This is a genomic window from Nocardia crassostreae, assembly GCF_001613405.1.
Lineage (GTDB): Bacteria > Actinomycetota > Actinomycetes > Mycobacteriales > Mycobacteriaceae > Nocardia > Nocardia crassostreae.
The window spans coordinates 91,631-115,624 of record NZ_BDCH01000041.1 but is presented as its reverse complement, the minus strand read 5'-3'; the positions used below and the strand labels follow the sequence as shown (position 1 = coordinate 115,624).

Sequence of the window (23,994 nt, the reverse complement as noted above, 5' to 3'; positions counted from 1 at the left end):
GTCACAGTCCCAGCGTGGCTTTGGCGATGATATTGCGCTGAATCTCGTTGCTACCGGCGTAGATCGAGCCCGCTCGGTCGTTGAAGTACCGCAGCGAGGCGACGGCCTGCCAGTCGTCGCCGCTGACGAAACCGTCGGCGGGAGCGGCATAGTCGACGATCGGGCCGCCGGGCATGGTGGCGTGCGGTTGATAGGCGCGACCGCGCGGGCCCGCGGCCTCCAGGGCCAGTTCGGTGAGCGCCTGGCTCAGCTCGGTGCCCAGGATCTTGATGGTGGAGGCGGCCGGGCCCGGATCCTTGCCGCTGGAAACCAGTGCGAGCGTGCGGTATTCGAGGATCTCCAGCACATCGGCGCGAATGCGGGCGTCGGCCAGCTTGGCGGCGAAGGCCGGATCGTCGATGAGCGCGCCCTCGCCGTTCGGATCGGTCTGGCTCAGCGCGGCCTGCGCGAGCTCCTCGGCCATCACCTGGAGCGCCGGGGCCGCCGCGCCGCCGCCGCGCTCGAAGTTGAGCAGGTACTTGGCCACGGTCCAGCCGTCGTCGACGGCGCCGAGCACATTGGTCTTGGGCACCCGCACCTGATCGAAGAAGACCTGGTTCTGCACCTGCTCGCCGGAAGTCATGACCAGCGGGCGGATTTCGATGCCCGGGGTGCGCATATCGATGAGCACGAAGGTGATGCCCTGCTGCTTCTTGGCCTGCCGCGAGGTGCGCACCAGCGCGAAGATCCAATTGGCCTCGGTGGCGTGCGTGGTCCAGATCTTGGATCCGGTCACCACCAGATCCGCGCCGTCGTCCACGGCCTGCATATTCAGCGAGGCCAGGTCGGAACCGGCCTCGGGCTCCGAATAGCCCTGGCAGAAGAAGACCTCGCCGGTCAGGATGCGCGGCAGGAAGTAATCCCGCTGCTCGTCGGTGCCGAAGGCCATGATCGCGTGCGACACCATGCGAATGCCCATGGGGGACAGGTTCGGCGCACCGGCCAGGGTGCACTCACGGCCGAAGATGTAGTGCTGGGTCAGGCTCCAGCGGCAGCCGCCGTATTTCACCGGCCAGGCGGGCGCGGCCCATCCCTGCGCGTGCAGGATCTCCTGCCACCGCATGCTGGCTTCGTGATCCGGGTAGACGCTCGTCGCCAAACGTCCGGCTCGGCGAAGATCGTCGGTTAACTTTTCGTTGAGGAAGCGACGCACCTCGTCTCGAAATGCCAGATCGTCGGGCGACCAGTCCAGATCCACGGTGACTCCTTGTACGAGAACTGGCCTTAACCATCTCACCGCAAACCCCGGCTGGCAAATGTGCTAGCACCCGCCCTCACTTGACGGTCCTTGACATTCCACAATGGGTGGTTATCATCGAATTACAACGTTCCACAGTGGAACATATCCGGAAGGATCCGACATGGACATCACCACCGGCACTCGCGCCTCGGACGCCGAGCGCGCCCAGATCGCGGACCTGCTCGGCCGTCACATGTCCGACGGCCGCCTCGACCTCGCCGAATACAACGAACGGGTGGCCCGCGTCTACGCCACCGTCTACCGCGAAGAACTCCAGCAGGTCCTCACCGATCTCCCGGATCTCGCCAAACCCGCCGTGGTGAAGCCGGTTTCGCGCACCCGCTTCCCCATCTGGCAGCGCATCGAAGGCAGCGCCTGGCTCGGCGTCAGCCTCCTGGTGCTCGGCATCTGGGCCGCCATCTCCGTGGCCGCGGGCGAATTCACCTACTTCTGGCCCGTGTGGGTCATCGTCCCGTGGGGCGCGGTCCTGGTCTTCCGGGTCCTGACCGGTTGGGAAGCCAGTGCCGGGAAGCGCTGCGGAAGCATCGCCATGAGGTAGTTGTCATGTCCGCCTACGCAACCCTGCTCGCCTCCCATATTCTCGTCGGCGCCGCCGGGCTGGCCCTCGGCCCGGCGGTCGCCTGGGCCGATGCCCACTCCGCCAAGCGCTCCGCCGAACTAGGCGCGTGGTACCTGGGACTCGTTGTCGCCGTGTGGATCACCGCCTGCGCCATGGTCGTCTGGCGTCGCGCCGACCTCTGGTGGCTGATCCCCGTCTCCGCCCTCACCGTCGCCCTCGCCGCCCTCGGCCGCCACGCCGTCGGCCGCCCCGCGGCCTGGACCCACGCCTACGTCCACGGCATGAGCGGCTCCTATATCGCCCTTCTCACCGCGACCATCGTCGTCAGCTTCGCCATCGACGGCCCCCTCTACGGCGCGGCCCAGCTCATCGCCTGGCTCGCCCCCACCGCTCTCATCACCCCGCTGCTCGAGGTGTGGCGTCGCCTTCTCGCCCGCCCCAATCTTTCGACAAGAACTCTGTAAGCGGGCCCGGCCAAGGTCGGACCATGATCGTTTCTCGCTGTCGCCGTTCCGGATACCGCATCGTGGCTGTGCTCGTCGTCGCGCTCGCCGCAATCGGTGTCGTCGCGGCTGGAGTCTCGTCCGCCGACATCCACGTCGAGAAGGTCCCGCTGCACTTCGCACCGGGCACGAGCACCACGACCGTGCACGGCGTTGCCGACGACGACCGCGCCATCCACTACAGCGTCGATGTCGCAGGCACCCAGCGGATGACAGTGAACGTCGACGGACCGGTGAGCTTCGCGATCTACAACCCCGCCGGTACGAAGTGGGCGATGTACATGCCCTCGCCGTTCACGACCGAGGTGACGCCGGGAACCTGGACGATCATCATTCCAGCGGCCCAACGCGGCGAATTCGACCTGACCGTCACCATCGTCTGATCCTCGACGTTTGGGCCGCAACGGTTCCCGCCGCACTCGCCGGGCTTTATTAGCATGGCGGGATGACCGCGGGTGGGCACTGGGAGATCGAGGACACGGAACTGCGGGCGCGCCGGGCGAAGTCGTTCGGCGTCGCCGCGCAGGCATATGCCGAGCATCGCCCGATTATCCGGTCGCGGGCGTGCAGTGGGCGCTGGAGCCGGTGCGTGATCGCAGCAGGGTCGAGGTGCTGGACCTCGGTGCGGGAACCGGCAAGCTGACCGGGGTGGTACTCGAAACCGGAGTGCCGGTGCGGGCCGTGGAGCCCGATGCGGCAATGCGTGCCGCGCTGCGGGAACGATTCCCGGAGGTCTCCGCACTGGCGGGCACCGCGGAATCCATTCCGCTGCCGGATGACTCGGTCGACGCGGTGGGCGTCGGGATGGCGTTCCACTTCTTCGACCAGGCTCGCGCCTTTCCGGAGATCGCGCGGGTGCTGCGGCCGGGCGGGGTCGTCGCGGCGTTGTGGAACGACCATGACGACTCGGTCGAGTGGGTCGCCGAACTGGGCCGCGTATCGCGTTCGACCTTGTCGCTGTCCGGCCGCGCCCGCACCGGAGTGCCGGACCATCCGCTGTTCCGGCCCTTCGAGCAGAACGTGTTTCCGCACTCCCATCGGCGCACCGCCGACGGTCTCACCGCCACCATCGGCACCCACTCGCACACGCTGATCGTCACGCCGGAGGAGCGCGCCGAGGTCCTCGGCCGCATCGCCGCCTTCCTGCACGGTCGCCCGGAAACCGCCACCGGTGAATTCGACCTCCCACTGCGCACCACGGTCGTTCGCGCCACCCTCCGCCCGGCCCGGCCCGACGGGCCGACGCCGTGATCGCCGCGCGTGCCACAGCCCCCACGCGACTTGGTCGGTCGATCACCGGGAAACTGTGGCGGCATCGGCCGAGTAGGCCGCGCCACCAGTTCCCGGTCGTCGGGGTTTCACATTTCACCGGGCAAACCGCGGCGGGGTCGAGGTGACCGGAGGGTCCGATCGGGCGTGGACGGTTGCACCGATCGCGGTGCGCGCTCCCGAATCCACTGCGCTGCTGCGGGATTACCTCGTCGATGTCGCGAACAGCTACCGGCTGAATCGGCTGGGCAGGGTGTCGACGGTGGCTGAGCTCGAACAGGATTGGGCCGGATTCGGTGTGGGCGACCTGGTTCCGCCGAACGGGGTGTTTCTCGTCGGGCGCTATGGCGGTGAACCTGCCGCCTGTGCCGGACTGCGTCGGGCGGACGGCGATACGGTGGAGTTGACCAGGGTCTTCGTTCGCCCGGCGCGGCGCGGGACCGGTGGGGCGAAGCGGCTGCTGGCGGCCGTCGAGGAGGCGGCGATGGGGTTGGGGGCCACACGGATCAGGCTCGATACGCGGCTGGATCTGATCGAAGCGCGCGCCCTGTACGTCAGCCACGGCTACGTCGAGATCCCGCCCTACGAGGACCGGGAGTACGCGGAGATCTGGTACGCCAAGGATCTCACCTGACCGATCGCGCTCACCCATGGCGCTGAATGCCGAACGACCCCGGATCGCGAGGTTCCGGGGTCGTTCGTTGTGAGCTGTGTCAGCTCAGGCGGGGGTGATGTTCTCCGCCTGCGGGCCCTTCTGGCCCTGCGCGATGTCGAAGGAGACCTTCTGGCCCTCCTGCAGCTCGCGGAAACCCGAAGCGGCAATGTTGGAGTAGTGGGCGAAGACGTCGGGGCCGCCGCCGTCCTGCTCGATGAAGCCGAAGCCCTTTTCCGAGTTGAACCACTTCACGGTGCCGGTAGCCATTGCGGCTCTCCTTTTACTGTTGGAAGGTCCGCACCTTGCGGACCCGATGTCGCTCTGGGGTGAATCCCGGGGGGAGTCACTGGGAAACACAAAAACGCGCCTGCTTGATTGTGTGCAGGCGCGTACAGAAGTCTGTGAGAGCCAAGAATTGCAACGAGAGAGACAATACCCGATCTAGCAGTCATCCGACGAATCGCCCTGTCAGACGGCGCGCCGCGGCCCGGAACCGGACTCGTCGTCGGCATACTCGGGGCAATCGCGCCCGACGGGGTAACCTCGACGGCTGTGCACCTGAAGAGTCTGACGCTGAAGGGGTTCAAGTCCTTCGCGTCCGCGACGACCCTGCGGTTCGAACCGGGGATCACCTGTGTGGTGGGGCCCAATGGGTCGGGCAAGTCGAATGTCGTCGACGCGCTCACCTGGGTCATGGGCGAGCAGGGCGCGAAAGCACTGCGTGGCGGGAAGATGCAGGATGTGATCTTCGCCGGTACCGCGGGCCGCGCCCCGCTGGGCCGCGCCGAGGTCACGCTGACCATCGACAACTCCGACGGTGTGCTGCCCATCGAGTACTCCGAGGTGTCCATCACGCGGCGCATGTTCCGCGACGGCGCGGGCGAGTACGAGATCAACGGCAACTCCTGCCGCCTCATGGACGTGCAGGAATTGCTCAGCGACTCCGGCATCGGCCGTGAGATGCACGTCATTGTCGGGCAGGGTCAGCTATCGGCCATTCTCGAATCCCGCCCGGAGGACCGGCGCGCGTTCATCGAGGAAGCGGCGGGTGTGCTCAAGCATCGGCGGCGCAAGGAGAAGGCCGTCCGCAAGCTGGACGCCATGCAGGCCAACCTGGCCCGCCTCACCGACTTGACCACGGAACTGCGCAGGCAGCTCAAGCCCCTCGGGCGGCAGGCCGAGGTGGCGCGTCGTGCAGCAACCGTCCAGTCCGAATTGCGCGACGCGCGTTTGCGGCTGGCCGCCGACGACCTCGTGACCCGGCGGCGCGAACTGGAAAGCCAGCAGAGCAAGGAGGCGTACGCGCGCGAGCAGCACGTCACCGTGCACGCAGAACTCGATGCCGCGAATGCCGCACTGGCACAGCAGGAATTCGAACTGTCCCGCCTGACGCCGAGCGCGGAAGCCGCCGCGCAAACCTGGTTCCAGCTGTCCGCTTTGACCGAACGCGTCAATGCCACTATCCGCATTGCGCGAGATCGTGCGCGCAACCTGACCATCGAGCAACCGACCGGCAGCGGGCGCGATCCCGAACAGTTGGAGCGCGAGGCCGAGCGCGTCGAGGCCGAAGAGGCCGAACTCTTCGAGGCAGTGGAGATCGCGACCGAGACCCTCGAGGCCGCCCGCGACGCCCTGCACGAGCGCGAACAGGCCGCCAAGGCCGCCGAGCAGGCGCATCTGGCCGCCGTCCGCGCCATCGCCGACCGCCGCGAGGGCCTGGCGCGCCTGTCCGGCCAGGTCGACACCCTGCGTTCCCGCGCCCAATCCGTCGACGGCGAAGTCGCCCGCATGTCCACCGGCATTGCCGAGGCCCGCCAGCGCGGCGCGGCCGCCGACGCCGAATTCGAAGCTGTCCAAGGCGAACTGAGCGAACTCGACGCGGGCGAGGCCGGTCTCGACGCCCAGTACGGGCACGCCGCCCAAGCCCTGGAGAACGCCGACCAGCGTGTCACCGAACTGCGGGAAAAGGACCGCGAGGCCGGAAAACGCGTAGCCTCCCTGACCGCCCGCATCGAGGCCCTCACCATGGGCCTGGCCCGCAAAGACGGCGCGGCCTGGCTGCTCGAACACCGCACCGACGGCCTCCTCGGCCCCCTCTCCGGCCTGATCAAGGTGCACGGCGGCTTCGAATCCGCCGTCGCCGCCGCCCTCGGCCCCCTCGCCGACGCCGTCGCCGCCGACACCGCCCCCACCGCCCACGCGGCCGTCCGAGCCTTGAAAGAAGCCGACGGCGGTCGTGCCGCCCTGGTCTACGCGGACGGCTCGAGCCGCCACACCGCCCTCCCGGCCGTGCGGCCAACCGACAGCGACCGCATCGCGCAGTCGGATGCCGACAAGGGGTCCACTCCGCACGCGGCCGCGCAGGGCTCGTCGATGCACGCCGGTGACGGCTCCGCTCCGCATGGTTCGCCGGGGTCGGGCCATGGCTCGGCTTCGCATACCGCCTCTCAGGGCTCGCCGAATTCCGATGGTGGGCACGGCGCGCCCGTGTATGCCGATGCCGCCCAATCGAATACGCGCCCCGGCGGAGAGCCCGGTGATCTGCGTCGGGCCGAAGGGCCCGGTGAGGCGCGATGGAGTGGCGGAGCGTCCGGTGATGGGCGGTCGGGTGGCGGCATGCTCGGCGAGGCGTGTTCGGGCGGTGTGCTGCCCGGTGGTGCGCGCTGGCTCGCGGAGGTCATCGACTGCCCCTCGCACATGCGCGTCGCCATTACCGCCCTGACCACCGGCATTGCCGTCGCCGAGGATCTGGCCACGGCCACCCGGGTGCTCGCCGCCCGGCCCGAACTGCGCGTCGTCACCCGCGAGGGCGATCTCACCGGAACCGGGTGGGTGCTCGGCGGTTCCGATCGGGCGCCCAGTCAGCTTGAGGTGCAGGCCGATATCGATTCCGCCAAGGCCGAACTCACCTCCTGGCAGCGGCAGGCCGAGGAGCTCGAGGCCGCTCTGGCGGGTGCGCTGGCCGAGCAGACCGACCGTAAGGAAGCCGTCGACCACGCGCTGCTGGCGCTGCACGAATCCGATCAGGCGCTGGTCTCCATCTACGACCGTCTGGGCCGTCTCGGGCAGGCAGCCCGCACCGCCCAGACCGAATGCGATCGGCTGCTCGCCCAGCGCGCCGAAGCCGAGGCCGGTCGTGAGGAGACGCTGAGCAAGCTCGCCGAGCTCGAGGATCGGCTGCGGCACGCCGAACTCGAACAGTCCGAGATGGGCGCGGAATCCGCGGGTACCGAGGCCGCCGGGTACGCCCGGGAGGAGGCGGCGGCCGCGCTCGCCGAGGCGCGCACCATGGAGGTCGAGGCCCGCTTGGCCGTGCGCACCGCAGAGGAGCGCGCGGAATCTGTTCGCGGCAAGGCGGATTCGCTGCGCCGCGCGGCTCGCGCCGAACGTGAGAACCGGGCCCGCGCCGAACGCGCCCTGGCCGCGCGCAAGCAGGCCGCGGCCGTCGCGGCCGTGGTCGCCGATTCGGCCGAACGCGTGGCCGGTGAACTCGAGTTGGTCGTGGCCGAGGCCGCCGCCCGCCGCGACGAATTGGTGCGCCGCCGCACCGAATTCGCCGCCCAGGTGGAGCAGACCAAGGAGCGCGCCCGCGCTCTCAATACCCAGCTCTCCCAGCTCACCGATGCCGTGCACCGCGACGAGGTGGCCCGCGCCCAGGCGGCGCTGCGCATCGAGCAGCTGGAGGCCACCATCTCCGAATCCTTCGGCGTCGCCCTGGAAGACCTCATTGCCGAATACGGCCCGGACGTCCCCATGCCGCCGACGGCCCTGGAGATGATGGAGTACGAACAGGCCAGGGAGCGCGGCGACCAGGTCTCCGAACCCCAGCCCATGCCCTACGGCCGCACCACCCAGGAGCGCCGCGCCAAACGCGCCGAGAAGGACCTCACCACCCTCGGCAAGGTGAATCCCCTTGCCCTGGAAGAGTTCGCGGCCCTCGAGGAGCGCTACAACTTCCTCGCCACCCAGCTCGAGGACGTCAGGAAGGCCCGCCAGGATCTCCTCGACGTGGTCGCCGAGGTCGACGCCCGCATCCTCCAGGTCTTCACCGAGGCCTACGAGGACGTGGAACGCGAATTCGTCGGCGTCTTCAGCCGCCTGTTCCCCGGCGGCGAAGGTCGCCTGCTCCTCACCGACCCGAGCGACATGCTCACCACCGGCGTCGAAGTCGAGGCTCGCCCGCCCGGCAAGAAGGTCAAGCGGCTGTCGCTGCTCTCCGGCGGCGAGAAGTCCCTGACGGCGGTCGCCTTGCTGGTCGCCATCTTCCGTGCCCGGCCTTCACCCTTCTACGTCATGGACGAGGTCGAGGCGGCCCTGGACGACACCAACCTGCGCCGCCTCATCGGCCTCTTCGAGCAGCTGCGCGAGAAGAGCCAGCTCATCGTCATCACCCACCAGAAGCCGACCATGGAAATCGCCGATGCCCTCTACGGCGTCAGCATGCGCGGTGACGGCATCACCCAGGTGATCTCCCAGCGGTTGCGAGGGGAGAACCTGGTCGGCGCATCCACCTGACCCGCGTAGCGCCGCGCGTCGGGACCGCCCAGCCGACCGCAGCCGCCGGGTCTCGGCTGCCCGACAGTTGGTGCGAGGAGGCGACTCGGCTCACGCCCGGAGGTCCTCGATGCGCTGGCGTAGGTGGTCGAGGAGTTTGTCGGGGTGGTCGAAATCGGCGGGATCTATCGGTGTGCCGAAGTGGATGGTCACCTGCTGGCGGCGGTCGAAGGCGGGGGCGTCGCCGCGGGTGCGGCGCATGGGGAGCATCAGGTTCGTGCCGGTGGTGCCCACGGGAATGATGGGGATGCCGGTCGCGAGAGCCAGTTTCGCCACACCGGGCTTGTAGGGCTCGGTCTCGCCCGGAGCGACCAGGCGGCCCTCCGGGTAGATGAGCAGCACGCCGCCGTGGCGCAGGATCTGCTGGGCCTGCGACAGCGCAGAGGTGCCGGATTCGCTGTCGCGGTGCACCACCGGGATATGGCCGAGGCGGCGTACCAGCCAGCCGACGACGGGCCAGGACCACAGCTCGGCCATGGCGATGGTAATTGCCCGGCGGCGCAACGCACCCCACAGGAACACGGCGTCGAGCATCGAGATGTGATTGCTCGCAATGATCACGGGACCGGTCTTCGGCACCCGCTCGCGGCCGAGCACGGTGACACGGACGATGTTCGACCAGGCCAGCACGCGCAGGATGCGGCGCACGAATTGGGTTGTCAGCCAAGCGCGTTTGCCCAGACCCTTGGGACGCCGCGCGGTGTTGTTCGATGCCACGCCCACATCCTGGCCGATCGGCGGCGGGCGCGGCACCGGGGAATTACTCAGTCGCGCAACAACAACAGGATGAAGGCCAGCACGACCGCCAGTATCAAGGCGGCCACACCGTAGGTCAGGCGGTGCGAGCGGACGCCGGGCAGGAAGGCGTCCACGGAATAGCGACCGGGCCCCGTGAGGGCCAGACCCCCCGCGGTGACCAGCAGGACGATCTCGTACTCGAGACCCGGTCCGGACTGTGAGCCGAGCCATCCGGCGCCCCATCGGACCGAGATGGCATTGATCATGACGCCGACCAGGGCGGCGGCCGAGAGCGGCGTGAGCGCGCCGAGCGCGACACCGAGCCCGCCGACGAACTCGCTGAGCCCGGCGAGCACGGCCATGAACTCGCCGACCGGATAGCCGCTCTGCTCGAAGCCCTTTCCCGTGCCTTCGATGCCGTAGCCGTCGAACCAGCTGAAGAGTTTCTGACCGCCGTGGGCGGCCATGGTCAGTCCAATACCGAGCCGGATAGCCAGAAGTCCCACGTCATAGGCGTGAACACTGGTTGTGTGGCCGGTGGATAGAGAAGAATTGGGAGCGCTTGTGGTGGTCATTCGCGTTCTCCTTCGGCAAGAGCCAAACGGACAATTGGCACTTATGGCCCACCCGCGCTAGACGATACTCCGGTCGGCCGACCGCACCGGCGTGATCGGCAATGCGGTGTCTCGCTGAGTGGAAATCCGATACGAGACAATGTGAAACGTCTGCGCGTCGGATGGATGGGGTGCTAGCGTCCGGTGCTCATGAGACGTTCTATTGCCGCTGTTGCCGCAGGTATCTCCGTCACGCTCGCCGCGCCGCTCCCGATGGCGCTGGCCGACACCGGATCCTCCTCGCTGTCGGGAGGGACCGGGTCGTCCTCGCTCTCGGGTGGCGGCTCGGGCTCGTCGTCGCTGTCGGGCGGGGGTGAGCTGCCGAGTTATGCGCAGTGGATCGCCGATGTCACGGTGGTCGCCGAGCAGGCTCGGGCCTATCTCGAGACGCGGCTGCCCTCGGGCGGGAACCCGGCCATCGTGTTCGATATCGACAACACGACATTGGAGACGCAGTACAACCCGAGCCCGATCACACCCGCGATTCCGGTCATGCTGCAACTGGCGAAGTGGGCCGACGGGCAGGGCGCGGCCATCATTTTCGTGACGGGGCGGCCCGCGCTCATGAATCTGTATACGCAGCTGAATCTCTCGGCGGTCGGGTATCCGGTGGAGAAGCTGTACGGCAGCCCGCTGACCACGCTGTCAGCGGGCTCGGCCGGACTGGAGGAGTACAAGACGGCCAGCCGGATCGATATCGAGAGCGACGGGTACACCATCGTCGCGAATATCGGCAACAGCGCCTCCGATCTCGCGGGCGGGCACGCCGAACGCACTTTCAAGCTGCCAGATTACGACGGGGCGCTGTCCTGAGCTAACGCTCCAGCAGCGCCTTCAGCTGTGCGCCACCGGATTCGGTGAGCCAGGCGTCCAAAGTACGCAGGGTCGGCAGGATTTCGCGCAGGGCGGGGATATCGGCATGCCAGCCCTCCCCGGCGCGGGTCTGCCGCCAGACGGCGGCGATCTCCGAGCCCGTGGCGGTGGCCTCCGCCTCGCCGACCTCCTCGTAACGGACGGGGTGGCCGGTGATTTCGCTGATCCTCGCGGCCGCGGCCGCGGCCGCGGCCACGGCGGTGGGGGAGTCACCGGCCAGTTCCAGGGTCTGCCCGTGGAAGCGGGCCGGATCGGTGAAGGCCAGCACCGCGAAGGCGGCGACATCGGCGACGGCGATCATCTGCAGCGGCTTGTCGGCCGCGAACAGGTGGCGGTGCACGCCGTCGACGATGCCGTCCACGATCGAGCCTTTCAGGAGGTAGTTCTCCATGAACCGGACCGGCCGCAGGATGGTCCAGTGCAGGTCGCTGGCGCGAACGGCCTCCTCGATGCGGCGCTTGCCGACCGAGCCCCAGTTCTGTTCCTTGCGGAACGATGCGATGCCGGTGAAGACGAGCTGGCCGACGCCCGCGGCCCGCGCGGCCGCCACGAGGTCTTCGCCGCGGCGCGCTTCCCGCTCGACGTCCCAGCCGCCGTCCTGGTAGAGGGCGGGCGGGACGAGGAAGACCGCGCCCGCGCCGCTGAGCGCCGCCGCAATGCTGTCGGGATCGTCGAAATCGCCGACAGCCAGTTCCGCCCCCGCGGCGGCCAGCTCCTGGGCCGCCGCCGATTCCGGATCATGCACGAGCGCACGGACCGGGCGGCCGAGGTGCAGCAGGTGCCGTGCCGTCGCGCCGCCCTGGTTGCCGGTCGCACCGGTCACCAGGACGAGGTCGCTGTGAGAAGACATGTTCGCCTTGTCTGTTCGGTAGTATTCGGGTCGTATGACCCGGATCGAGACGCTACGAGCAGTCGAATCCGGTTGGCCAGCACCGCAGAAGGAACGCCGTAACGAAATGACAGCGCCACCGCTGTCCCGCATCGCACCCGAGATCCGTGCCGCCGCCCCCAATTCGCGCGCGGACGCCCGCCGTAATCGCGCCCTGGTCCTGGCCGCCGCGCAGCGCGCCTTCGCCGAGGTCGGCACCTCCGTATCGCTCTCGGAGATCGCCCGGCGCGCCGGTGTCGGCGCGGGTACCGTGCATCGGCATTTCCCCAGTAAGGACCATCTGCTGGAAGCGGTTCTGCAACAGCGCATCGACCGCCTGACCGCCCTGGCCGTCGGCTATCGCGATGCCCCGGACGCCGGAGTCGCCTTCTTCGCCTTCTGCACCGAAGTGGTGACCTCGACGCCCGGCAACCAGGCGCTGTGCGAGGTGTTCGACAATGACGGCTGGCCGCGCGACCTGCTGCGCGAGGCCGGTGAACGCTTCCACCGGGCGCTCACCCGCCTGCTCACCGCCGCGCAGCGCCAGGGCGCGGTCCGCGCCGACCTCACCCTCGGCGACGTGCTGGCCATCTTCACCGGATGCGTTGCCATCCAGCGACTCCCGAACACCCCGCCGGGGCTCGCCCGCCCCGCCGCCCTGATCCTGGACGCATTGCGTTCCGGCGCTCCGGATCCCGCGGTGACGAAACCCGGAACTCGTGCATCGCGCCATAACGAAACCCGTCCGCGTAACGAAACCGCCGCCGCACACTGCCCGATCTGCGCCACCCCGCTGCGTCACACCGGCGCGGGCCGCCCCGCCCGCTACTGCTCACCGGCCTGCCGCCAGAAGGCGCACCGCCGCCGTCACGCGACATCCGCGGTCGCGGCAGGGCCCGCCGGGCAGTAGATTCCGGGCATGCCTCTCGGCCACCTGGGCATCAATGTGTCCGATCTCGTTGCGGCGCGGGCCTATTACGACGAGCTGATGCCGCTCGTCGGATACGCGCCGTTGCTCGGCGACGACACCCAGTTCGCGTACTGTCCCGCGGACGGGAAGGTCGGGACGTACCTGTTCTTCTATCCGGCCGCCGAACCCGGATACTCGCGCGGCCGGGCGGGATTGCAGCACCTGGCCTTCATGATGCGCACCCGCGCCGCCGTCGACCGCGTGCATGCGTGGGCGGTCGAGCGCGATGCGGAGATCCTGCACGCGCCACGGGAATTCCCCGAGTATCCGCCGCCCTACTATGCGACCTTCTGGACCGGGTACGACGGTCTCATGCTCGAAGCGGTGTGCCACAAACACGCCTGACCTTCACGAGAGCCGCTGGCGGGTATACGGATTCGTGATCCGTTTGGACGGGACGGGAGGGTGGGGTGCCGGGATAGGCTCGCCGCGTGGTGTGGGTATCGGCTGTTGCGTTCGGGGTGGCCTGGTGGCTGGGGTTGTATCTGCTGGCGCGGGATTCGCGGAAATCGGTCTTGCGCCGGGCGGGGATCGGAATGCTCGCCTATTCGGTGGCGGTGGTCGCCGATGCGCTGGCGACGGGCGACGAGTGGTTCGACGGGTTGCGGATCGTACTGGTCTGCCTGCCCGCCATCGCTTGGACCGGGGTGTTCGTGCGATTGTGGCCGGAGCGGTTCGCCGAACGGGCGGACCGGCTCTGGCGGTTCGGGCTGGTGCCGGTGTGCGCGCTACTGGCCATGCCCGCCGCCGCCGGATTGATGCCGGTGGCCTATCTGCTGGGCGCCCTCGTCATTCTCGTGCTGCTGGTCGCCATGCTGGGAATGCTGAATCAGCAAGCCGATTGGGCAGATGACTCGCGGCGGTCGGTGGCCGGACTGCTGTCGGTCGGCGCGCTCATGTTCGGGCTCAGCGCGGCGCTCATCCTGCTGGGCTTCAATGTGGTGCCGCGCACGGCCATGCTGTCCGGCGTGGCGGTCGATCTGCTGCTGCTCGGGCTGGGCATCGCGGTGCTGGATGCCTTCGACGAAGGGGAAGCGCTGCGCGCGGACATGATTCGCTCGCTGCTGGTGTCGGTGGTGTCGGCGGTGGTGTTCGGCGGGCAGGCGGCGGTGGCCATCGTGCTGGTGGGGGAGCGGACCGGGCTGCTGGCCCTGCTGTTCGGCGCGATCGCGGCGGCCATCGCCTTGCAGGTGCTGAACGCGCCGCTGCAAGCGGGCGTGGATCGGCTCGCCTTCGCCTCCGCGCCGCGGTTGCGGGAGGCGCGCAGCGAACTGCGCACCGCCGCGGAAGCATTGCCGCGCAAGGTCGCCGACACCGGTCTGGCCGCCCTGGAGGACGACGAATTCGCTCGGCTCACCCGTCGCGCGCTCAGCCATTACGCCGATCTCGGGAAGCTGGTGTCGAGCCCGCTCATCGATCTGCCCGCCATCGACGACCGGCTCTCCGGCCGCGACACCCCCGGCCCGCTGGATCGCGCCACCGAACTCAAAGCCCTGCTCACCGAATCCATCACCCGCCTGAAACCGCGCACCGGTGAGGAATTCGGCACCAGCGAGGAGTGGCGGCACTACAACTCGGTCTACTTCTACTACGTCGCGGGCATCCGCCCCTACAGCGTGCGCACCAAACGCACCGATCTGGATCCGGTTTCGCGCCGCGCGCTTGCCTGGTTCGTCGATCAGGTGCCCGAACGCACCCTGCACAACTGGCAGAACTCGGCAGCGAAGCTCATTGCGGCACAACTGCGCGCGGGCCTCGGCAGCGTGTCCGCCGAACCGAAAAACAATGCCTGAACTGGGGTTGGCAGTAGTTAGCAGGACTTGGCGTGGTGTTGGCAGTGCGCTCGGGGCGACGGTTCTGGTGTCGAAGCGAACACCAGCACCGAAGGACTGATCCCCATGACGTACTCCGCCACCGCCCCCCGCACCATCGCGGGAATGTCCCCCCTGCGCCTGGCCTTCGAAGCCGACGGCATCATGACCCTCGCCTCGGGCGTCGGCCTGGTGGCCCTCGCCGGGATCCTGGATTCCCCGCTGGGCCTGTCCACCCCGCTGCTGCTGGGCGTCGGCGCCTTCTTCATCGCCTACGCCATCGGCGTCCTGATCGTCGCCACCCGCAAGGAGATTCCCCGCAAGCCCGCCTACGCCATCGCCGCCATCAACGCCTTCTGGACGGTGGACAGCCTCATCACCCTGGCCGCCGGATGGATCGAGCCCACCACCCTGGGCGCCGCGGGCGTCATCTTCATCGCCGCCTTCACCGCCCTCATGGCCGCCGCCCAGTTCTACACCCTGCGCACTGACCGCTGAAGCACAGCGCAACACCCGCCGCCCGGCATCAGCCGGGCGGCACTGTGCTGTGCGCGCTCAGTCGAATTTGACTACGGCGGGTGTGAAATCGCCGGTGGTCAGTTGCTCGCCGTGCAGGAGTTGGATGCGGTCCGGGTCCAGGCGTAGCACGGTGAAACCGGGATCCTCCGAGCTCGTCACGCCGAAGGCGGTCAGGTCGTAGCCCATGGGGGGCGGGGTGGTGGTGAACATGTCCCACACGTGCTTCTTGGTCGCGGCGTCGTCCACCCAGCTCGTGCGGGCCTCGCCCTGGACGACGTTCTGGGCCGGGCTCCAATAGGAGAACGCCACGAGGGGGTTGGCGGACAGGTGCCGGGACTTGACCGGTGAGGGGTTGGTGAAGATCCAGCCGACCGGGCGATCGCCGTCCATTTCCCAGATGGGGTGCAGGATGCGGGAGCGCGGACGGCCGCCGGGGGCGACGGTGGTGATGGTGCACCAGACGATATCGCTGGTTAAGCGGAAGAAATCGGCCTTGATGGCGTCGAATGGCGTTGGCATTGTGGCCTCCCCGGAATCGCGCGGCACGGATGCAGTGCATGGTCGCACGACCCACCGACAAGAAATCGGTCCGCGGGCTGGAATCGGGCGAATTGCCTTGGCGCGCTAGCGCAGGTCGCTCACGTCGTCGGGGACGTCGACGGCGTATTTACGCAGCGTGTCCATGGGGACCACCTCGAGGGCGTTCTCGTGGGTGGCGGCCAGCACCACCGGGGCGGCCACGCCGTCCTCGTGGGCGTGCAGCCAGCGCACGGCCACCACGCACCAGCGGTCGCCGGGTTGCAGGCCCGGGAAGTTGTTCTCCGGGCGCGGGGTGATGAGGTCGTTGCCGATCGACTTCTGATGCTCCAGGAACTCCGCGGTCACCACGGTGCACACGGTGTGGCTGCCAAGATCTTCGGGGCCGGTGCTAAAGCAGCCGTCCCGGTAGAAGCCGGTGAGAGGATCGGTGCCACACTCCTCCAGCGGTCCCCCAAGCACATTTCGATCGGTCACGTCGCCGATCCTATTGTCTCGGTGTCGCATTCGCCGCTCCTTCCGCACTGTGACGCGATGTTGTGCAGACCGGTCGTTTGTTGTCCCGATTCGGGGCCCGCGGTTCGGCGTGTCCATAGCCGATGCGCACTGATGTGTGCTACTGAACACTGCTCCGCGACCCGACGGTAGGTGCACGAATCGGGAGATGGATGCGGCTCTGAAAGGATGGGGGACATGACTGCTCAAGCCTGGATCCTCATTGCCGCGATCGCCGCGGTGCTGCTGGTGGCCTTCGTATCGGGATTCGTCCTGTACAAACGCCGCCGCATCTCGCTGACGCCGCCCGCTCCGGAGAAGGAGCTGACGGAAAAGACCGACCGGTCAGGTGGGTACAAGTCGGCGGGCGGATTCAACTTCAGTCAAGGCGACGGGACCGCCACACTCCCGAAACCCAAGCCCGAACCGGCGCCCGTCGAGCGCACCGATACCGAGGGGCAACCGCATATCGGTGACGATGCGGCCATCCCGCGCGATTCGGGCAAGCGCAGCATTACCGATGTCCGCCTGCCCGAGCCGGTGCAGGGGCCCGAACCCGCCACCGACACCGCCGCGCTGGCCGAGGCCGCAGCCACTGAAGCAGTCACACCTGCCGATATCGTCGCGCCGGTCGAATCGACCACCGCTCCGGCCGAAGCCGCTGCGCCCGCCGAAACTGCTGCGCCCGCCGAAACTGCTGCGCCCGCTGAAGCAGCTGCGCCGGTCGAATCCGCTGCTCCGGCCGCGGTCGAGGACACCGTCGCGGTCGACCGGGCCGAGACGGTGACACCGGCCGAAACCGCTCCCGCCGAAACCGCTCCCGCTCCGGCCGAGCCCGAGGCGGCGGTCGTCCCCGAGATCGAGCCCACCTCGGGCCGCCTCACCCGCCTGCGCGGTCGCCTGTCCCGCTCCCAGAACGCCGTCGGCAAATCGCTGCTCGGCCTGCTCGGCGGCGGCGATCTGGACGAGGACTCCTGGGAGGAGATCGAGGACACCCTGGTCATGGCCGATCTCGGCACCGCCTCGACCGCGGCCGTGGTCGAACGGCTGCGCCAGGAGATGGCCTCGCGCAGCGTGCGCACCGCCGATCAGGCGCGCGACGTGCTGCGGGATGTGCTGATCGAGGCGCTGCGCCCGGAGCTGGATCGCTCCATTCAGGTGCTGCCGCATGCCGACCGGCCCTCGGTCACCCTGGTCGTGGGCGTGAACGGCACCGGAAAGACCACCACCACGGGCAAATTGGCGCGCGTGCTGGTCGCCGACGGGCGGCGGGTGCTGCTCGGCGCGGCCGACACCTTCCGCGCCGCCGCCGCGGATCAGCTGCAAACCTGGGGCGAGCGCGTGGGCGCGGAAACCGTGCGCGGCAAGGAGGGCGCCGATCCGGCGGCCGTCGCGTTCGACGCCGTCAGCGCCGGTATCGACCGGGGCGTGGATGTGGTTCTCGTCGACACCGCGGGCCGCCTGCACACCAAGACCGGCCTCATGGACGAGCTGGGCAAGGTCAAGCGCGTGGTGGAGAAGAAGGCTCCGGTGGACGAGGTCATCCTGGTGCTCGATGCCACGGTCGGCCAGAACGGTCTCATGCAGGCCCGCGTCTTCGCCGATGTCGTCGATATCACCGGGGTTGCCCTGACGAAGCTGGACGGAACCGCCAAGGGCGGCATCGTGTTCCAGGTGCAGCACGAGCTCGGCGTGCCCGTGAAACTGGTTGGTTTGGGCGAGGGCGCGGATGATCTCGCTCCGTTCGAGCCCGGCGCCTTCGTCGACGCCCTCCTCGGATAACCGCCGCTGACGTGCGCGGATGACGTGTACTGAGATCATCCTCACAATCTCCCCGTAACAGGAGTGCGGATTCGGAAACGTGACTGCAACAGTGCACTCTCATCCGTTCACTTAGGTGAAACGCCGCAGGATCACGGAGGAAACACCAACTGAGGAACCTTCATTGCAGGCTCGTTGTAGTTATCGACCGAGCTCGAGATGAGGAGGACAAGAAGGTGGATTTCCCAGCAATGGGCGCGCCTGACGCCGGAGACACCGCATGGATGCTGGCGGCGTCAGCACTCGTGCTTTTGATGACCCCCGGACTCGCATTCTTCTACGGCGGCATGGTCCGCTCGAAGAACGTGCTGAACATGATCATGATGAGCATCAGCGCCATGGGCGTGGTGACGATCCTGTGGTCGCTGTACGGTTTCTCGATCGCCTTCGGCGACGACCGCGGTAACCTGTTCGGCGATCCGGCCCAATACTTCGGCCTGAAGTTCAAGCTCGGCTTCGACGACTCGCTCGACGTGGTCGGCGTGCACCTGGTCGGCGGTCTGGTCGGCACCCTGCTCATCGGCCTGGTCGCCGCGCCCGAAACGCCCGCCGGTGTGACCGGTCTGTTCTACGGCGGCGGCATCGAGCAGCTGAAGCTGCAGACCGTCGGCGCGCTCTCCGTGCTGGTGTTCTCCGCGGTCCTGACCGCCGTCATCGCCTTCGCCATCAAGTTCACCATCGGCCTGCGAGCGGACGAAGAAGCCGAGTTCCAGGGCTTGGACGAGTCCGAGCACGCGGAATCGGCATACGATTTCGCTGCTGTGGGTGGAACGGCCCGTACCACCGCCGCGACCGTCAAGGAGGCATGACGCAATGAAACTGATCACTGCAATCGTCAAACCGTTCACGCTCGAGGACGTCAAGAGCGGGCTGGAGCAGGCGGGCGTACTCGGCATGACCGTGAGCGAGGTGCAGGGATACGGACGCCAGAAGGGCCACACCGAGGTCTATCGCGGCGCCGAGTACTCGGTCGACTTCGTCCCGAAGGTCCGGGTCGAGGTGGTCGTGGACGACGCCTCCGTCGAAAAGGTCGTCGAGACCATCGTCGACGCCGCCCGCACCGGCAAGATCGGTGACGGCAAGGTCTGGGTGACCCCCGTCGAGGCGGTCATCCGGGTTCGCACCGGCGAACGTGGGTCCGACGCCCTCTGAGGGGGATGGAAGTAGCGGCGGCCCCGCTCCCGTCGGTGTGAACCGGATGGGGCGGGGCCGCCCCCGTGCTCGGGCAGGGCTTGATCCCCGGACGCAGCCGGGGACGACGAACTGAATGAGATTGGGTGGTGGTTGTGGGATTCCAGCAGCAACGCGACGAGAAGGTTCCCAACGAGAAAGTCTCCAACGGGGCCTCGGACCTGGTCCGGGCTCGTGATCAACTGCTGGGGGAGCACCACGCCAATGGCCGGACATCCAAACTGGATTCGGAGGCGCTGCGGCAGGCGCTGGTCGATTTATTCGAATTGTGGCTGACCACCAAGGCTTCCGAAGTCGGCATCACCGCCGACAGCGGCTTGGCCATTGTCGCCGTGGGCGGTTTGGGCCGCCGGGAGATGCTGCCGTACTCCGATCTCGATCTGGTGCTGCTCTACGACGACGTCGACCCGCAGAAGGTGGCCGAGGTCGCCGATCAGCTCTGGTATCCGTTGTGGGACGCCCACATCAAGCTCGACCACAGCGTGCGCACGGTGCCGCAGGCGCTGCGTGTGGCCTCCGACGATCTCACCGCCGCGCTCGGCATGCTCGAGGCCCGGCATATCGTCGGGGACGACGGGCTGAGCAATCTGCTGATCAGCGGGGTGCGGCGGGATTGGCGCGGCGGGATTGGCGCGGCGGGATCCGCTCCCGCTTCGACGCGCTGATCGCCCAGGCCGAAACCCGGTGGCGGCGTAGCGGTGAGATCGCGCACCGCGCCGAACCCGATCTCAAGCACGGACGCGGCGGGCTACGCGATATCCAGCTGCTCGACGCGCTCGCCATCGCACAGCTGACCGACGCCATGCCGGGGCTCGGTCCGGATGTGCCGGGCGGCGGTCTGGCGCAAGCGCATCGGCGGCTGCTGGATGTCCGGACCGAGCTGCACCGGGTCGCCGGGCGCGGCCGGGATCAGCTGCGCGCCCAGGACGCGGATGAAATCGGCGCGGCCCTGCGCATCGGCGACCGTTTCGATCTCGCCCGCACGCTCAGCGATGCGGCCCGCACCGTCAGCTATTCGGTGGATGTCGGACTGCGGACCGCCGCCAACGCGCTGCCCCGGCGCGGCCTCGCCTGCCTGCGCCGCATGCCGGCGCGCCGACCACTCGATGAGGGGGTGGTCGAGCATTCCGGTGAGGTGGTGCTGGCGCGCGATGCCCGCCCGCAGCGCGATCCCGGCCTGATCCTGCGTGTGGCCGCGGCCTCGGCGCAGACCGGGCTGCCCATGTCGGCGACCACGCTCAACCGGCTCTCCGAGGACGCGCCCGAGCTGCGCGAGCCGTGGCCCAAGGACGCCCTCAACGATCTGCTCGTGCTGCTGGGCGCGGGGCCCGGGACCATCGACGCCATCGAGGCGCTGGACCGGACCGGGTTGTGGGGCAGGCTTTTCCCGGAGTGGGGCGTGGTGCGCGGTCTGCCGCCGCGCGATGCCATGCACACCTGGACCGTGGACCGCCATCTCATGGAGGCCGTCGCCCAGGCCAGCGCGCTGTCCACCCGGGTGGCGCGCCCGGATCTGCTGCTGCTCGGCGCGCTGCTGCACGATATCGGCAAGGGGCGCGCCGAGGATCACAGTGTGGTGGGCGCCGAGCTGGCCACCTCCATCGGGCGGCGACTGGGCTTGTGGCCCTCGGATGTGCGGATGCTCTCGGCCATGGTGCGCCACCATCTGCTGCTGCCCGATACGGCCACGCGCCGCGATCTCGCCGATCCCGATACCGTGCAAAAGGTGGTCGACGCGCTCGACGGCGATCCGCAATTGCTCGAATTGCTGCACGCGCTGGCCGAAGCGGATTCGCTGGCCACCGGGCCCGGGGTGTGGAACGACTGGAAGGCCTCGCTCATCGGCGATCTGGTGCGGCGCTGCCGCCTCGCCATGGCGGGGGAGGAACTGCCCAAACCCGAGCCCATTCCCGACGATTTGCTCGAACGCGCCGAATCCGGCGGCGTGCACGTGGAATTGAAACCGGGCGAAGGCCGCTACACCCATATCGTCACCGTGGTCGCGCCGGACAATCCCGGATTGCTCTCCGATGCGGCCGGTGTGCTGGCATTGCATTCCCTGCGCGTGCTTTCCGCCGATCTGGCGGGGGTCGGGAAATCCGCCATCGATACCTTCGTGGTCGCGCCGCGATTCGGTGATCCGCCGGATCCCGGCCTGCTGCGCCAGGAATTGATCCGGGCCATCAACGGGGATTTGGATTTGGTTTCCGTGCTGGCGCGCAAGGAACGCGAAGCGGGGGGCACCCAGCCGAGTCCTTATGCGCGGGCGCAGCCGCGGGTGCTGTGGTCGGAAACCGCCGAACCCGGGCGGGTGTTGCTGGAATTGCGCGCCGAGGATCGCATCGGTTTGCTGAGTCGGCTGGCCGCCGCCCTCTCCGATTCCGGTGCGAATGTCTGCTGGGCCAAGGTGGTGACCATGGGCGCCGCCGTCGTGGACTCGTTCTGCCTGGATCTGGGGTCCGACGACACGCCGGAGCGGCGCGCGAGAATCGAGGCCGCGGTGCTAGCGGTGGTGCCGCCGCAACAACCCAAGAAAGCCCCCGAATCGGACACTGAAAACGGATCAACCTCGGTTTTCTGACCATTCGCCATGAAGCAGGATTAACTGGCAAACCCCACGTTTGCCAGTTAATCTGATCGTTGCACGGAATTTGCTGCAATTACGATCTAGTACTCCTCGCCGCGCCCTACGATCGCATCGATCACAAGCTTGTCGCGAGCATGAGGGGAGCAGTCGGTGGCAATAGAAGTTGTTTCCGCGTCCATGATGACGAGCGACATGACCTCGCATATAGCCCGATGCGTCGGCGGCGACCGCTGGGTCGTTTCCTGGTTACCGGGCCGCACGCTCACCGGGCAGCAGGCGGTGACCGCCATGACCATCGCCTCCACCGTGGCCGACCATCAGCCCACCGAAGCCGAATGGGCCATGCTCGACGGGCTCGCCCTCGGCCTAGGACTCACCGCCCGTGAGGCGGTCGGCATGGTCCTCAGCGAGAATCACGATCTTCGGCGGCCGCCCACGGGACGGCGTCCACGCAGTCTGGTATAGCCTGGAATAACAGCTCTCGCCCGATCCCACTACCCTGGTATCTCGAGTGACCACCCTCGAGATCAGGAGCGCGATCGGTGTTCGAATCCCTTTCCGACCGGTTGACCGGTGCCCTCAAGGACTTGCGCGGCAAGGGGCGCCTCTCACCGGCCGATATCGACGCGACTGCGCGCGAGATCCGGTTGGCGCTGCTCGAGGCCGACGTCGCGCTGCCGGTGGTCCGCACCTTCATCACCAAGGTCAAGGAACGCGCCAAGGGCGCGGAGGTCTCCGCCGCGCTGAATCCGGCGCAGCAGGTCGTCAAGATCGTCAACGAGGAACTCATCGGGATTCTCGGCGGCGAGACCCGGCGGCTCCAGTACGCCAAGAACCCGCCCACGGTCATCATGCTGGCCGGTCTGCAGGGCGCCGGTAAGACCACCCTGGCGGGCAAGCTCGCCAAATGGCTGAAGGGGCAGGGGCATCAGCCGCTGCTCGTGGCCTGTGACCTCCAGCGCCCCGGCGCCGTCACCCAGCTCCAGGTGGTCGGCGAGCGGGCCGGAGTGCCGGTGTTCGCACCGCATCCGGGCACCTCCGTCGGCGGCGGCGAGAACCCGCTCGGCATTTCGGCCGCCGATCCGGTGAACGTGGCGCGCGCGGGCATCGAGGAAGCCAAGTCCAAGCAGTACGACATCGTGATCGTCGACACGGCCGGTCGCCTCGGCATCGACGCCGAACTCATGGCGCAGGCCGCGGGCATTCGCGATGCCGTGCAGCCCGACGAGATCCTGTTCGTCCTCGACTCCATGATCGGCCAGGACGCCGTCAGCACCGCCGAGGCCTTCCGCGACGGCGTCGGCTTCACCGGCGTCGTGCTCACCAAGCTCGACGGCGACGCCCGCGGTGGCGCGGCCCTGTCGGTGCGTGAGATCACCGGCCAGCCCATCCTTTTCGCCTCCACCGGCGAGAAGCTCGAGGACTTCGACGTCTTCCACCCCGACCGCATGGCCAGCCGCATCCTCGGCATGGGCGACCTGCTCTCCCTGATCGAGCAGGCCGAACAGGTCTACGACCAGCAGCAGGCCGAGGAGGCCGCCCGCAAGATCGGCTCGGGCGAGCTGACCCTGGAGGACTTCCTCGAGCAGATGCTGGCCATCCGCAAGATGGGCCCCATCGGCAATCTCCTGGGCATGCTGCCCGGCGCGGGCCAGATGAAGGACGTCCTCGCCCAGGTCGACGACAAGCAGCTCGACCGCGTCCAAGCCATCATCCGCGGCATGACCCCCGCCGAGCGCGCAAACCCCAAGATCATCAACGCTTCCCGCCGCCTGCGCATCGCCAATGGCTCCGGCGTCACCGTCACCGACGTCAACCAGCTCGTCGACCGCTTCTTCGAAGCCAAGAAGATGATGGGCGCCATGAGCCGCCAATTCGGCCTCCCCGGCGCGGGCCGCGGCGGCAGCAAGGGCAAGGGCAAAGGCAAGAAGGGCAAGAAGGGCAAGAAGGGCGGACGCGGTCCGACCCCGCCCAAGGTGCGCGGCGGCTTCCCGGGCGGCATGCCCGGCCTCCCCGGCGGCATGCCCGCCGGAATGCCGGACCTGTCGAATATGCCCCCGGGCCTGAACGAACTGCCGCCGGGCCTCGAAGGTTTCGACCTGTCGCAGTTCAAGTTCCCGAAGAAGTAGC

23 protein-coding genes and 1 pseudogene are annotated in these 23,994 nt (G+C 68.3%); 17 read left to right on the top strand and 7 right to left on the bottom strand.

The genetic code is table 11. The features are described from left to right. Position 1: 1 nt before the first annotated feature. Entirely contained in the window at positions 2 to 1,237 is a 1,236-nt protein-coding gene (locus NC4_RS36055) for an acyl-CoA dehydrogenase family protein (RefSeq protein WP_067548143.1), read from the bottom strand. A gap of 163 nt (positions 1,238 to 1,400) precedes the next feature. On the opposite strand from NC4_RS36055, the gene NC4_RS36050 reads away from it, so the two are divergent. The 5 genes from NC4_RS36050 to NC4_RS36030 all read left to right on the top strand — a co-directional run bounded on the left by NC4_RS36050 (position 1,401) and on the right by NC4_RS36030 (position 4,265). Further along, entirely contained in the window at positions 1,401 to 1,838 is a 438-nt protein-coding gene (locus NC4_RS36050) for a DUF1707 SHOCT-like domain-containing protein (RefSeq protein WP_067548140.1), read from the top strand. A 5-nt stretch (positions 1,839 to 1,843) separates the two neighbouring features. After that, a complete protein-coding gene (locus NC4_RS36045) occupies positions 1,844 to 2,323 on the top strand; it encodes a hypothetical protein (RefSeq protein ID WP_067548136.1) in 480 nt (159 codons plus the stop codon). Positions 2,324 to 2,391: 68 nt separating this feature from the next. After that, entirely contained in the window at positions 2,392 to 2,745 is a 354-nt protein-coding gene (locus NC4_RS36040) for a hypothetical protein (protein ID WP_067548133.1), read from the top strand. Positions 2,746 to 2,926: 181 nt separating this feature from the next. Next, positions 2,927 to 3,613 carry a class I SAM-dependent methyltransferase gene (locus tag NC4_RS36035; protein WP_245722159.1) on the top strand — a complete coding sequence of 229 codons (687 nt, stop codon included), beginning with the start codon at positions 2,927 to 2,929 and terminating at the stop codon, positions 3,611 to 3,613. A 142-nt stretch (positions 3,614 to 3,755) separates the two neighbouring features. Beyond that, positions 3,756 to 4,265 (top strand): GNAT family N-acetyltransferase, encoded by a 510-nt coding sequence (locus tag NC4_RS36030; RefSeq protein ID WP_067548130.1) that lies wholly within the window; start codon positions 3,756 to 3,758, stop codon positions 4,263 to 4,265. Between the two features lie 84 nt (positions 4,266 to 4,349). Here NC4_RS36030 and NC4_RS36025 read toward each other — a convergent pair whose 3' ends face one another. Next, positions 4,350 to 4,553, bottom strand: a complete 204-nt coding sequence (locus tag NC4_RS36025) for a cold-shock protein (RefSeq protein ID WP_067548127.1) — start codon at positions 4,551 to 4,553, stop codon at positions 4,350 to 4,352. A gap of 285 nt (positions 4,554 to 4,838) precedes the next feature. Between NC4_RS36025 and NC4_RS36020 the strand changes: the two genes are divergently transcribed. Beyond that, the gene (locus tag NC4_RS36020) at positions 4,839 to 8,801 is read left to right on the top strand and encodes an AAA family ATPase (protein ID WP_067548124.1); all 3,963 of its coding nucleotides are present in this window, start codon (positions 4,839 to 4,841) and stop codon (positions 8,799 to 8,801) included. Between the two features lie 90 nt (positions 8,802 to 8,891). Here NC4_RS36020 and NC4_RS36015 read toward each other — a convergent pair whose 3' ends face one another. Then, positions 8,892 to 9,557, bottom strand: a complete 666-nt coding sequence (locus NC4_RS36015) for a lysophospholipid acyltransferase family protein (RefSeq protein ID WP_245722158.1) — start codon at positions 9,555 to 9,557, stop codon at positions 8,892 to 8,894. Positions 9,558 to 9,604: 47 nt separating this feature from the next. Continuing rightward, on the bottom strand, positions 9,605 to 10,153 hold the full coding sequence (locus NC4_RS36010) for a DoxX family protein (RefSeq protein WP_067548121.1): 549 nt from the start codon (positions 10,151 to 10,153) through the stop codon (positions 9,605 to 9,607). Positions 10,154 to 10,342: 189 nt separating this feature from the next. Between NC4_RS36010 and NC4_RS36005 the strand changes: the two genes are divergently transcribed. Beyond that, positions 10,343 to 11,005 (top strand): HAD family acid phosphatase, encoded by a 663-nt coding sequence (locus NC4_RS36005; protein ID WP_067548117.1) that lies wholly within the window; start codon positions 10,343 to 10,345, stop codon positions 11,003 to 11,005. A gap of 1 nt (position 11,006) precedes the next feature. On the opposite strand, the gene NC4_RS36000 is transcribed toward NC4_RS36005, so the two are convergent. Then, positions 11,007 to 11,915 carry an NmrA family NAD(P)-binding protein gene (locus NC4_RS36000; protein WP_084530109.1) on the bottom strand — a complete coding sequence of 303 codons (909 nt, stop codon included), beginning with the start codon at positions 11,913 to 11,915 and terminating at the stop codon, positions 11,007 to 11,009. A gap of 106 nt (positions 11,916 to 12,021) precedes the next feature. Here NC4_RS36000 and NC4_RS35995 point away from each other — a divergent pair, with 106 nt between their 5' ends. The 4 genes from NC4_RS35995 (at position 12,022) to NC4_RS35980 (ending at position 15,212) form a co-directional block, all read left to right on the top strand. Continuing rightward, the gene (locus NC4_RS35995; protein WP_067548114.1) at positions 12,022 to 12,843 is read left to right on the top strand and encodes a TetR/AcrR family transcriptional regulator; all 822 of its coding nucleotides are present in this window, start codon (positions 12,022 to 12,024) and stop codon (positions 12,841 to 12,843) included. Between the two features lie 9 nt (positions 12,844 to 12,852). After that, positions 12,853 to 13,248 (top strand): VOC family protein, encoded by a 396-nt coding sequence (locus tag NC4_RS35990; protein ID WP_067548111.1) that lies wholly within the window; start codon positions 12,853 to 12,855, stop codon positions 13,246 to 13,248. An 86-nt stretch (positions 13,249 to 13,334) separates the two neighbouring features. Further along, on the top strand, positions 13,335 to 14,696 hold the full coding sequence (locus tag NC4_RS35985; RefSeq protein WP_067548108.1) for a hypothetical protein: 1,362 nt from the start codon (positions 13,335 to 13,337) through the stop codon (positions 14,694 to 14,696). A 105-nt stretch (positions 14,697 to 14,801) separates the two neighbouring features. Next, positions 14,802 to 15,212, top strand: coding sequence for a hypothetical protein (locus NC4_RS35980; protein ID WP_084530107.1), 411 nt, complete (start codon positions 14,802 to 14,804; stop codon positions 15,210 to 15,212). A gap of 57 nt (positions 15,213 to 15,269) precedes the next feature. Here the strand turns inward: NC4_RS35980 and NC4_RS35975 are convergent, their stop codons facing one another. Both NC4_RS35975 and NC4_RS35970 read right to left on the bottom strand, forming a co-directional pair. Then, positions 15,270 to 15,752 (bottom strand): pyridoxamine 5'-phosphate oxidase family protein, encoded by a 483-nt coding sequence (locus NC4_RS35975; RefSeq protein ID WP_067548219.1) that lies wholly within the window; start codon positions 15,750 to 15,752, stop codon positions 15,270 to 15,272. Between the two features lie 105 nt (positions 15,753 to 15,857). Then, on the bottom strand, positions 15,858 to 16,247 hold the full coding sequence (locus NC4_RS35970) for a DUF2237 family protein (RefSeq protein WP_067548105.1): 390 nt from the start codon (positions 16,245 to 16,247) through the stop codon (positions 15,858 to 15,860). A gap of 216 nt (positions 16,248 to 16,463) precedes the next feature. On the opposite strand from NC4_RS35970, the gene ftsY reads away from it, so the two are divergent. The 6 genes and pseudogenes from ftsY to ffh all read left to right on the top strand — a co-directional run bounded on the left by ftsY (position 16,464) and on the right by ffh (position 23,993). Then, a complete protein-coding gene (gene ftsY / locus NC4_RS35965; RefSeq protein WP_067548102.1) occupies positions 16,464 to 18,047 on the top strand; it encodes a signal recognition particle-docking protein FtsY in 1,584 nt (527 codons plus the stop codon). 230 nt (positions 18,048 to 18,277) lie between these two features. Continuing rightward, positions 18,278 to 18,895, top strand: coding sequence for a hypothetical protein (locus NC4_RS35960; protein WP_218021388.1), 618 nt, complete (start codon positions 18,278 to 18,280; stop codon positions 18,893 to 18,895). A gap of 4 nt (positions 18,896 to 18,899) precedes the next feature. Then, on the top strand, positions 18,900 to 19,238 hold the full coding sequence (locus NC4_RS35955; RefSeq protein WP_067548098.1) for a P-II family nitrogen regulator: 339 nt from the start codon (positions 18,900 to 18,902) through the stop codon (positions 19,236 to 19,238). A gap of 125 nt (positions 19,239 to 19,363) precedes the next feature. Next, positions 19,364 to 21,858: pseudogene (locus NC4_RS35950) on the top strand ([protein-PII] uridylyltransferase). A 156-nt stretch (positions 21,859 to 22,014) separates the two neighbouring features. Beyond that, complete coding sequence (locus NC4_RS35945) at positions 22,015 to 22,329, top strand: hypothetical protein (RefSeq protein ID WP_245722157.1); 315 nt, start codon at positions 22,015 to 22,017, stop codon at positions 22,327 to 22,329. Between the two features lie 77 nt (positions 22,330 to 22,406). After that, positions 22,407 to 23,993, top strand: a complete 1,587-nt coding sequence (ffh, locus tag NC4_RS35940) for a signal recognition particle protein (RefSeq protein ID WP_067548093.1) — start codon at positions 22,407 to 22,409, stop codon at positions 23,991 to 23,993. Position 23,994: the final 1 nt, after the last annotated feature.

Bases quoted from the DNA above. Each gene is read 5' to 3' on its own strand.
- NC4_RS36050 (WP_067548140.1), top strand. From the start codon at position 1,401: ATGGACATCACCACCGGCACTCGCGCCTCGGACGCCGAGCGCGCCCAG.
- NC4_RS36045 (WP_067548136.1), top strand. From the start codon at position 1,844: ATGTCCGCCTACGCAACCCTGCTCGCCTCCCATATTCTCGTCGGCGCC.
- NC4_RS36025 (WP_067548127.1), bottom strand. From the start codon at position 4,553: ATGGCTACCGGCACCGTGAAGTGGTTCAACTCGGAAAAGGGCTTCGGC.
- NC4_RS36010 (WP_067548121.1), bottom strand. From the start codon at position 10,153: ATGACCACCACAAGCGCTCCCAATTCTTCTCTATCCACCGGCCACACA.
- NC4_RS36005 (WP_067548117.1), top strand. From the start codon at position 10,343: ATGAGACGTTCTATTGCCGCTGTTGCCGCAGGTATCTCCGTCACGCTC.
- NC4_RS36000 (WP_084530109.1), bottom strand. From the start codon at position 11,915: ATGTCTTCTCACAGCGACCTCGTCCTGGTGACCGGTGCGACCGGCAAC.
- NC4_RS35995 (WP_067548114.1), top strand. From the start codon at position 12,022: ATGACAGCGCCACCGCTGTCCCGCATCGCACCCGAGATCCGTGCCGCC.
- NC4_RS35990 (WP_067548111.1), top strand. From the start codon at position 12,853: ATGCCTCTCGGCCACCTGGGCATCAATGTGTCCGATCTCGTTGCGGCG.
- NC4_RS35980 (WP_084530107.1), top strand. From the start codon at position 14,802: ATGACGTACTCCGCCACCGCCCCCCGCACCATCGCGGGAATGTCCCCC.
- NC4_RS35975 (WP_067548219.1), bottom strand. From the start codon at position 15,752: ATGCCAACGCCATTCGACGCCATCAAGGCCGATTTCTTCCGCTTAACC.
- ftsY (WP_067548102.1), top strand. From the start codon at position 16,464: ATGACTGCTCAAGCCTGGATCCTCATTGCCGCGATCGCCGCGGTGCTG.
- NC4_RS35960 (WP_218021388.1), top strand. From the start codon at position 18,278: ATGGGCGCGCCTGACGCCGGAGACACCGCATGGATGCTGGCGGCGTCA.
- NC4_RS35955 (WP_067548098.1), top strand. From the start codon at position 18,900: ATGAAACTGATCACTGCAATCGTCAAACCGTTCACGCTCGAGGACGTC.